7 protein-coding genes and 1 tRNA gene are annotated in these 9,181 nt (G+C 68.2%); 7 read left to right on the top strand and 1 reads right to left on the bottom strand.

The window, feature by feature from the left end; translation table 11 throughout:
- Positions 1-4 precede the first annotated feature (4 nt).
- From AB0H81_RS41955 to AB0H81_RS41935, 5 genes are all read left to right on the top strand, one after another.
- The gene (locus tag AB0H81_RS41955) at positions 5-469 is read left to right on the top strand and encodes a DciA family protein (protein ID WP_358387201.1); all 465 of its coding nucleotides are present in this window, start codon (positions 5-7) and stop codon (positions 467-469) included.
- Positions 470-1,363: 894 nt separating this feature from the next.
- A complete protein-coding gene (gene gyrB / locus AB0H81_RS41950) occupies positions 1,364-3,307 on the top strand; it encodes a DNA topoisomerase (ATP-hydrolyzing) subunit B (RefSeq protein WP_358387195.1) in 1,944 nt (647 codons plus the stop codon).
- Between the two features lie 33 nt (positions 3,308-3,340).
- Complete coding sequence (gene gyrA, locus AB0H81_RS41945; protein ID WP_358387193.1) at positions 3,341-5,863, top strand: DNA gyrase subunit A; 2,523 nt, start codon at positions 3,341-3,343, stop codon at positions 5,861-5,863.
- Between the two features lie 93 nt (positions 5,864-5,956).
- On the top strand, positions 5,957-6,571 hold the full coding sequence (locus tag AB0H81_RS41940; protein WP_358387189.1) for a DUF3566 domain-containing protein: 615 nt from the start codon (positions 5,957-5,959) through the stop codon (positions 6,569-6,571).
- 123 nt (positions 6,572-6,694) lie between these two features.
- Positions 6,695-6,768, top strand: a tRNA-Ile gene (locus tag AB0H81_RS41935).
- A gap of 78 nt (positions 6,769-6,846) precedes the next feature.
- Here AB0H81_RS41935 and AB0H81_RS41930 read toward each other — a convergent pair.
- Positions 6,847-7,422, bottom strand: coding sequence for a site-specific integrase (locus tag AB0H81_RS41930; protein ID WP_358387198.1), 576 nt, complete (start codon positions 7,420-7,422; stop codon positions 6,847-6,849).
- A 155-nt stretch (positions 7,423-7,577) separates the two neighbouring features.
- Here AB0H81_RS41930 and AB0H81_RS41925 point away from each other — a divergent pair, with 155 nt between their 5' ends.
- Both AB0H81_RS41925 and AB0H81_RS41920 read left to right on the top strand, forming a co-directional pair.
- Positions 7,578-8,225 carry a UTRA domain-containing protein gene (locus tag AB0H81_RS41925; protein ID WP_358387186.1) on the top strand — a complete coding sequence of 216 codons (648 nt, stop codon included), beginning with the start codon at positions 7,578-7,580 and terminating at the stop codon, positions 8,223-8,225.
- A 75-nt stretch (positions 8,226-8,300) separates the two neighbouring features.
- The gene (locus AB0H81_RS41920) at positions 8,301-9,059 is read left to right on the top strand and encodes an alpha/beta fold hydrolase (protein WP_358387183.1); all 759 of its coding nucleotides are present in this window, start codon (positions 8,301-8,303) and stop codon (positions 9,057-9,059) included.
- The last annotated feature ends 122 nt before the right edge of the window (positions 9,060-9,181 follow it).

Here is a 9,181-nt window from a genome sequence, read left to right as displayed (position 1 = left end):
CCGCATCGCCGCCGAGCTCGGCCTCACCAAGATGGCCCTGTACCGCTACGTCAACGGCAAGACAGAGCTGATGGCCATCATGATCGAGGCGGCGGCCGGCCCCCGCCGTGAGGGCGGCGATCCCCAGCTCTTCGGCCGCGCCATCCGCGACCTGCTGGCCGACCGCGGCTGGGAGCGTCCGGCGGCCGTCGGGGGCGTGTTCGGCCGGTGGGCCGACATCGTGGGTCCCGACCTGGCCGCCCATACCAAGCCGGAGGGGTTCGAGGACGGCGAGGTGCTGATCGCGGCCGACTCCACGGCCTGGGCGACCCAGGTGCGGCTGCTCGCGCGCACGCTGGTGCGCCGGCTCAACGAGGAGCTGGGCGAGGGCACGGTGACACGGGTCAAGGTCAGAGGGCCGCAGCACGGCCCGCGTCCCGGAGGGCTCCGGGTCACGGGGAGCCGGGGGCCGGGCGACACGTACGGGTGAGCTCGCGCAGGGGCTGAGGTCCCACGGGGCGAGGTTTTCCACAGGGTGGGGTCCTCCCCCACGGGAGGCCCCACGAAGCGGGGACTGTGGGGCATCAAGGGGCGGCGCTGTACGAGTGCGTGGGGTCTCGGGTCTCGCAAGGTGAAGGCCCGCAGGGATCTCGCAGGGCGTGGACCCACGAGGCGAGGTCTCGCCGGACGGGCATCGAAGGGCAGGGTCCCACGAGGTCCACAAGTCGGGTCTCGCAAGGAGAGGCATCGCAAGGCCAGCCCCACAATGCGTGGCCCGCGAGGCGCGGCCCACAAGGCGGGATCTCACAGGCCGAGGGCTCACAGGCCGAGGGCTCAGAGGCCGAGGGCTCAGAGGCCGAGGGCTCAGAGGGCGACGCGTACGGGCGGAGCGTCGAAGGGCGGCGTGTACGGGGCGGGGCGACGCGTACGGGGGCGGGGCGCTGCTGGGGATCGGATCCGATGGCGCCCGAGCGCTGGGCCGGGGCGGTCCCGCGGAGGCGGCGCGTACGGCCGGGTGCCGCGGCAGCGGGAGTCGCCGGCCGTACGCGATCATGAACGGAGAGCGGGCAGGGGCCGAAAACCGATCAGAAGCCCGCAGGAGCGATGACCCTACGCCCGTGGGGGGGAAGGCTTGAGCGGGGGGTCAACGAGCGACAGAGCATTACAGGGGCGTTCAATGCCACCTTGGGCGCTCGGACCCGGTAGAATGAATACGGATTCCGGACACGTCCGCTTGCGTGTCACCCCCGGCGCGCGACGGCGACGTCGACTCCCCTGGGTGACCAGCGCAACGGGGCACTCACGACGGTGACGGGCACGGCAGGGGCAGCTGGGCAAGAAGAGCGCCTCCCTGCCGCGTGTCCGCGGCAGGAGGATTTGGCACTTGTCCTACGACGCTAGCTCAATCACCGTACTCGAAGGGCTTGAGGCGGTTCGCAAGCGCCCGGGTATGTATATCGGTTCGACCGGAGAGCGCGGTCTGCACCACCTTGTCTACGAGATCGTGGACAACTCGGTGGACGAGGCGCTGGCCGGTCACGCAGACCACATCGACGTCACGCTGCTGGCCGACAACGGCGTGCGCGTGGTCGACAACGGTCGTGGCATCCCCACCGGCATCCACCCGGTGGAGAAGCGTTCCGCCGTCGAGGTCGTGCTCACCACGTTGCACGCAGGCGGCAAGTTCGACGGCAAGTCCTACGCCGTCTCCGGCGGACTGCACGGCGTGGGTTCGGCCGTCGTCAACGCTTTGTCCACAGCCATGGACGTCGTGGTGAAGCAGAATGGGCGCGTTCACCGGCTGAACCTCGTCAACGCCAAGCCCGCCGCTCCTCTGTCCACGGACGAGGAGACCGACGAGACCGGCACGTCGATCACGTTCTGGCCCGACCCCGAGATCTTCGAGACCACCACGTGGAACTTCGAGACGCTCTCGCGCCGGTTCCAGGAGATGGCCTTCCTCAACAAGGGCCTGACGATCACGCTGGCCGACGAGCGGCCCGACCACGTCAACGGCGAGCCCGTCAAGGTGGAGTACCACTACGACGGTGGTCTGTCCGACTTCGTCACCCACCTCAACTCCAAGAAGGAGCCGGCGCACGCGTCGGTCATCGACTTCGAGGAGCACGGTGAGGGCGTCTCCGTCGAGATCGCCATGCAGTGGAACAACTCCTACAGCGAGTCGGTCTACACCTTCGCCAACACCATCAACACGGCCGAGGGCGGCACCCACGAGGAGGGCTTCCGCGCCGCGCTGACGTCCATCGTCAACCGCTACGCGCGCGAGCAGAAGTTCCTCAAGGAGGGCAAGGACGACAACCTCTCCGGTGAGGACGTCCGCGAGGGCCTGACCGCGATCGTGTCGATCAAGCTGGCCGACCCGCAGTTCGAGGGCCAGACGAAGACCAAGCTCGGCAACACCGAGGCCAAGTCGTTCGTGCAGAAGGCCTGCAACGACCACCTGCGCGCGTGGTTCGAGCGCAACCCGGGCGAGGCCAAGGACATCATCAACAAGTCGCTGCAGGCCGCCAGGGCCCGCCTTGCGGCCCGCCAGGCGCGCGACCTGACGCGGCGCAAGTCGCTGCTGGAGTCGGGCAGCGGCCTGCCCGGCAAGCTCGCCGACTGCCAGTGGAACGACCCCGAGAAGTGCGAGCTGTTCATCGTCGAGGGCAACTCCGCCGGCGGCTCGGCCAAGGGCGGGCGCGACTCGCGGTTCCAGGCGATCCTGCCCATCCGCGGCAAGATCCTCAACGTCGAGAAGGCCCGGGTCGACAAGGTCCTGCAGAACGTCGAGGTCCAGTCGCTGATCACCGCGCTCGGCACCGGCGTCCACGACGAGTTCGACATCGGCAAGCTGCGCTACAGCAAGCTGATCCTGATGGCCGACGCCGACGTCGACGGCCAGCACATCACCACGCTGCTGCTGACGCTGCTGTTCCGGTTCATGCGCCCGCTGATCGAGGGCGGCCACGTCTACCTGTCGCAGCCGCCGCTGTACAAGATCAAGTGGGACCGGAAGGGCGAGGACGCGTCCTACGCCTACTCCGACCGCGAACGCGACGCGATCATCCAGGAGGGCATCGCCCGCGGCAAGCGCGACCCGCGCGCCCACGACGGAGTCCAGCGGTTCAAGGGTCTCGGCGAGATGAACGCCAACCAGCTGTGGGAGACCACCATGAACCCCGAGACCCGCATCCTGCTGCAGGCCACGCTCGACGACGCCGCCCAGGCCGACGAGATGTTCAGCGTGCTCATGGGTGAGGACGTCGAAGCACGCCGCGCGTTCATCATCCGCAATGCGCGAGATGTCCGTTTCCTGGACGTGTAGCGACAGCCGTATCTCAGAAAAGGATTTTCACACGTGACGGAAGTGAACACTCCGCCTCCACCGGCTGATCGCATCGAGCCGGTCGACATCCAGACCGAGATGCAGCGCAGCTACATGGACTACGCGATGTCGGTCATCGTGTCGCGCGCGCTGCCCGATGTGCGCGACGGTCTGAAGCCGGTGCACCGGCGGGTGCTGTACGCGATGTACGACGGCGGCTACCGCCCGGACCGCGGGTACTTCAAGTGCTCGCGCGTCGTCGGTGACGTCATGGGCTCCTACCATCCCCACGGCGACACCTCGATCTACGACACGCTCGTCCGGCTGGCGCAGCCCTGGTCGCTGCGCCACCCGCTGGTCGACGGCCAGGGCAACTTCGGCTCCCCGGGCAACGACGCGCCCGCGGCGATGCGCTACACCGAGTGCAAGCTCGCGCCCATCGCCATGGAGATGCTGCGCGACATCGACAAGGACACCGTCGACTTCCAGCCCAACTACGACGGCCGCTCCCAGGAGCCCGTCGTCCTGCCGGCCCGCTTCCCCAACCTGCTGGTCAACGGCTCGGGCGGCATCGCGGTCGGCATGGCCACCAACATCCCGCCGCACAACCTGCGCGAGGTGGCCGAGGCCGTCAAGTGGGCGCTGGAGAACCCGGAGGCGTCCGACGAGGAGCTGCTCGAAGCCGCCATCGCCCGGGTGAAGGGCCCCGACTTCCCCACCAGCGCGCTGATCGTCGGCCGCCGGGGCATCGAGGACGCCTACCGCACCGGCCGCGGCTCGATCACCATGCGGGCCGTGGTGGAGGTCGAGGAGGACAACAAGGGCCGCCACGCCCTCGTCGTCACCGAGCTGCCCTACCAGGTCAACCCGGACAACCTCGCCCTCAAGATCGCCGAGCTGGTGAAGCAGGGCAAGGTCACCGGCATCGCCGACGTGCGTGACGAGTCGTCGTCGCGGGCCGGCCAGCGCCTGGTGATCGTGCTCAAGCGCGACGCCGTCGCCAAGGTCGTGCTCAACAACCTGTACAAGCACACCCAGCTCCAGGACACCTTCGGCGCCAACATGCTGGCCCTGGTCGACGGGGTGCCGCGCACCCTGCGGCTCGACCAGTTCATCTCGCACTACGTGACCCACCAGATCGAGGTCATCGTCCGGCGCACCCGGTTCCTGCTGCGCAAGGCCGAGGAGCGCGCCCACATCCTGCGCGCGCTGCTCAAGGCGCTGGAGCGGCTGGACGACGTCATCGCCCTCATCCGGGCCTCCGAGTCGGCCGCCGCCGCCCAGCAGGGCCTCATGAGCATGCTGGAGATCGACGAGGTCCAGGCGCAGGCCATCCTCGACATGCAGCTGCGCAAGCTCGCCGCCCTGGAGCGTCAGGCGATCCAGGACGAGTACGACCAGCTCATGGCGCAGATCGCCGACTACCAGGACATCCTGGCCTCGGAGTCGCGGCAGCGGCAGATCGTCGGCGACGAGCTCGCCGAGGTCGTGGCCCGCTACGGCGAGGACCGGCGCACCGAGATCACCGCCTACGACGGCGACATGTCGATCGAGGACCTCATCGCCGAAGAGGACGTCGTCGTCACCATCACCCGCGGCGGCTACGCCAAGCGCACCCGCACCGACCTCTACCGCGCCCAGAAGCGCGGCGGCAAGGGCGTGCGCGGCGCGCAGCTGCGGCAGGACGACATCGTCGACCACTTCTTCGTCACCACGACCCACCACTGGCTGCTGTTCTTCACCAACAAGGGCCGCGTCTACCGGGTCAAGGCTTACGAACTGCCCGACTCGGGGCGCGACGCGCGCGGCATGCACCTGGCCAACCTGCTCGCCATGCAGCCCGACGAGACCGTCATGGAGGTCCTCGACCTGCGTGACTACAACGTCGCCCCGTACCTCGTGCTCGCCACCCGCAGCGGCCTGGTCAAGAAGACCCGCCTGTCCGAGTACGACTCCCCCAGGTCCGGCGGCCTCATCGCCATCAACCTGCGCGAGGACGACGAGGTCATCGGCGCCCGCCTGGTGTCGGAGGAGGACGACCTGCTGCTCGTGTCCAAGGGCGCGCAGTCGGTCCGGTTCACCGCCTCGGACGAGGCGCTGCGCCCGATGGGCCGCGCGACCAGCGGCGTCATCGGCATGCGTTTCCTCGACGGCGACGAGCTTCTCGCCATGAATCGCATCGCCGACGGACAGCATGTGCTTATCGCCACCAAGGCTGGGTACGCCAAGCGGACCCCAGTTGAGCAGTATCCGGTTCAAGGTCGTGGTGGTAAGGGTGTGCTGACTGCGAAAATCGTGAGCTCCCGTGGCAAGCTGGTCGGAGCCGTCATGGTCAACCCAGAGGACGAGGTTTTCGCGATCACGTCTGCCGGTGGGGTGATCCGGACGAGTGCCGGCGAGATCAAGCAGTCCGGCCGCCAGACCATGGGAGTGCGTTTGATGAACCTCGCCGAAGGCGACAGCGTGGTGGCCCTCGCCCGCAACGCCGAGTCCATCGAGGCTGCCGCCTCCGTGGACGCTGTGGTGGACAACGAGGAAGACGGGGGAGGAGAGTAAGTCATGAGCGCCCAGGGTGGTAGCCCCAGCGCGAGGACGAAGGCGGCTCGAGATAACGGGCAGAAGCCTAAGAAGTCCGTCGAATCCGAGACCTTGGACAAGTCCGACGAGGACAACGCCACGGCCGTGCACCCGATGCCGACCGCGCCGCCGTCCTCCTCGGCCCCGTCCGCCGGGCCCAAGCCGGCTCCTCCGGGGGCCAGGCCGGGGCAGGCGGAGCAGGACGCCAAGGGATCCGGCATCCGGCCGTCGCTGACGTCCGAGGCGCCGCCGCAGCTCGAGCTGACGTCGTCGTCGTCGAAGAAGAAGTCCTCGTCGGGGGCCCGCCTCCCCCGCAAGGCCCACCTGGTGCTGCGCCGCATCGAGCCGTGGTCGGCCATGAAGTTCAGCTTCGTGGTCTCGCTCGTCTGCTTCGTGGTGCTGTTCGTCGCGGTGGCCGTCCTGTACGGCGTGCTGTCGGCGCTGGGCGTCTTCGACTCGATCGTCGACCTGGTCAACCAGCTCGGCCAGGGTGAGCAGGGCCAGACCGCGCTGCCCATCGACATCGCCTCATGGTTCGAGCCGGTCCGCATCCTGGGCTATACCGCCCTGATCGGCGCGGTGAACGTCGTCCTCATCACCGCCCTCTCCACGCTGGGGGCCGTGATCTACAACGTCGCCTCCGACCTGGTGGGCGGCGTCGAGGTGACCTTCAGCGAGGCCGAGTAGCCGTGCGTCTCGCGCCGCCCGGGCCGGGGCGGCGCGAGCACCGGCGCGGACACGGTAAGCTTTTCCTCGTCCGCGCAACCGGTTCGCGTTGGTGAAGCCGATGCGATACCGTGCGGTGTGCGCGGGGCTATAGCTCAGTCGGTTAGAGCGCTTCCCTGATAAGGAAGAGGTCCCAGGTTCAAGTCCTGGTAGCCCCACCCAGCTCAGAGGCCATTTCCCATCGAGGGAAGTGGCCTTTTTGATCTTCCGGGTGACCAAGTGAGTGACTATACCTCTCAGTCCTCGCCGGGAAAGATCAGGTCCATGGTCTCGGCACCCTCCAGAAGTACGGGGCGGAGCTGCTTGCGGTAGACCTTCTCCGTGACGACGGTGCCCTTGTGGCCGACCAGCCGGGCGATGTCCTCCACGGCCACTCCCGCGTCCGACATGAGCGAGACGAAGCTGTGGCGCAGTTCTCGCGGTGTCCACTCATCCGGGTTGAGGTCCGTCCGCTTGAGGATCACGCGTAGTGCACGGCGGACATTGGCGGCATCGAGTTCGGTCCCGTGCTTGCTCGCGAAGACGAGGCCGTCCTCCTGCCACGACTCCCCTGCCTGCTCTGCCGCGATTGTCTGTCGGTCGCGGTGACGCAGTAACGCCTCCACGCATCGCCGAAGCAGGGCCAGAGTGCGACGGGACTTCCGGGTCTTGGTGTCTCCCCCGGCACGAACCGAGCGCCACACCATGATCGAAGGAGGAACCGGAGGGTCTGCGTCGGGCTGGCCTTCAAGGTCCACGTGCGACCAGGTGAGCGCCCGTAGTTCCTCCGTACGCGCGCCGATGAGGAGCGACAGAACTACATAGGCATACAGGTTCGCGGACTCGGCGGCCTTGAGTACCGCCTCGGCCTGGGCGAGGGTCAGGGACTTGGAAGGCCGGCCAGTGGTGCCCTTGGGGATCCATCGACACTCTCGTCTCCGAGGGACTGGCGTACGTCATGCGCGGACGCGGCTCGTTCGTCCGCCCTATGCCCGAACGCCGGACCATCCTCATCACCGACCGCGACCGGCCCGACCTCGCCGCTCCCGGCAACCACCCCGACATCCAGGCCTTTGGCTGGGACCTCGCCCTACGCGACCGCGAACCTGAAAGCCCGCTCTTCACCGGCGAGAAGACCACCGCCGACCGAGACATCGCGATGATGCTGGGCGTCCGGCCCGGCCATCCGATCATCCACAGACGCAGCATGTGGCACCGGCGCCACACCGCCGTCATCCACGGCGCATCGGCCCGCCTGGAGATCAACTCCTACGCCAACGCCGACATGCTCCCCGACTGGGACGACCCCAAGCGCTTCCATCAGTACCGCAAGCGTCCCGGCTTCTTCTACCAGTCACTCATCCGCGAGCACGGCCCCGTCCGATGGATGACGCTGACCACCGCCCGCATCGCCTACGAGGACGAACGGACCGTGCTCGGCATGGACTACGCCGAAGCCGTCCTCATCATCCGCCGCACCATGGCTCACGCCAATGGCCACCCCATCGAGGTAACCGAGGTCAAGGCCCCCGCCAACCGCTACGAGGTCGGATACCACCGCGAGATCGCAGAAGACCCCGAAGCCGTCTTCGCGGCGCAGGAACTCAGCGACAACGGCATAGACCTGGTGATCTAAGAGCGTGTCTCACGTGGTGCTGTGAAGGTGCTGCTCCTTGCGCCGTGTCTCACGGTGCGTCGCTATGCTCGCCGCGTGGGCGAGATCGTGGTGGTGCGTGATGGCTTTGGGCCCGAGGTCCTGCTTGTGCATGGCGGTGCTGGCCCGCGGACGACGTGGGGCGCTTTGGCTCCGCTGGCCGATCGGTGGACGCTGGCATATGTCCATCGCCGTGGCTATCCGCCGAGTCCACCACCGCAGGAGTGTCAGGACTTCGAGGTGGACGCCCTGGACTTGGCGCCGCTGCTCGTCGGCCGCCCGCACGTTGTCGCCCACTCCTACGGCGCCCTCGGGGCGTTGATCGCGGCCGCCGCCGCGCCGGGCAGCGTGCGCTCGCTCACCCTGATCGAGCCGCCGCTCCACTACCTTGTCCCTGACGATCCCGAGGTGGCGCGGCTCGAGCGCATCGGCGATGCGGTCCTCACCCACGGGATGGACATGGACCCGGCCGAGTTGCGCGAGTTCCTCCACCTCGCGGGCGCGCCCGTCGGTGACGGCCCGCTCCCCGAGAACGTGGTCGCCGGCGTTCGGCGGGCGCAGGGTGGTCGGCCGACCAGCGAGGCGCACCCACAGCTCGACGCGATCCGTGACGTCGGCGTCCCAGTGCTCGTCGCGTCCGGAGACCACGCGGCCGCGCTCGAGCGGATCTGCGACGCTCTGGCGGATGTCCTCGGTGGCGAGCGCAGCGTGCATCCGGGCGCTGGTCACTTCGTCGCCGCAGCACCGGGCTTCGCCGAACAGCTTGAGGCCTTCCTACGCAAGAGCGTCACGTGGCAAGCTTCTTCCAGCAGGTGAGCGTGGCGGCGAGGGTGAGGAACGCGGTGCCGGACGGCCGGAGCATCTCCACCGGGCCCATCTGCTGTGGAACGGCCGCTTGACGCGGCAGCGCGAAAGGAACAGCAATCCCGTGCGCAGGA

Origin of the sequence: Nonomuraea sp. NPDC050691 (assembly GCF_040654455.1) — a bacterium.
Lineage (GTDB): Bacteria > Actinomycetota > Actinomycetes > Streptosporangiales > Streptosporangiaceae > Nonomuraea.
This window is presented reverse-complemented; position numbering and strand designations above follow the sequence as displayed.

Coding starts and splice junctions, on each gene's coding strand:
- AB0H81_RS41925 (WP_358387186.1), top strand. CDS start 7,578: ATGCCCGAACGCCGGACCATCCTCATCACCGACCGCGACCGGCCCGAC.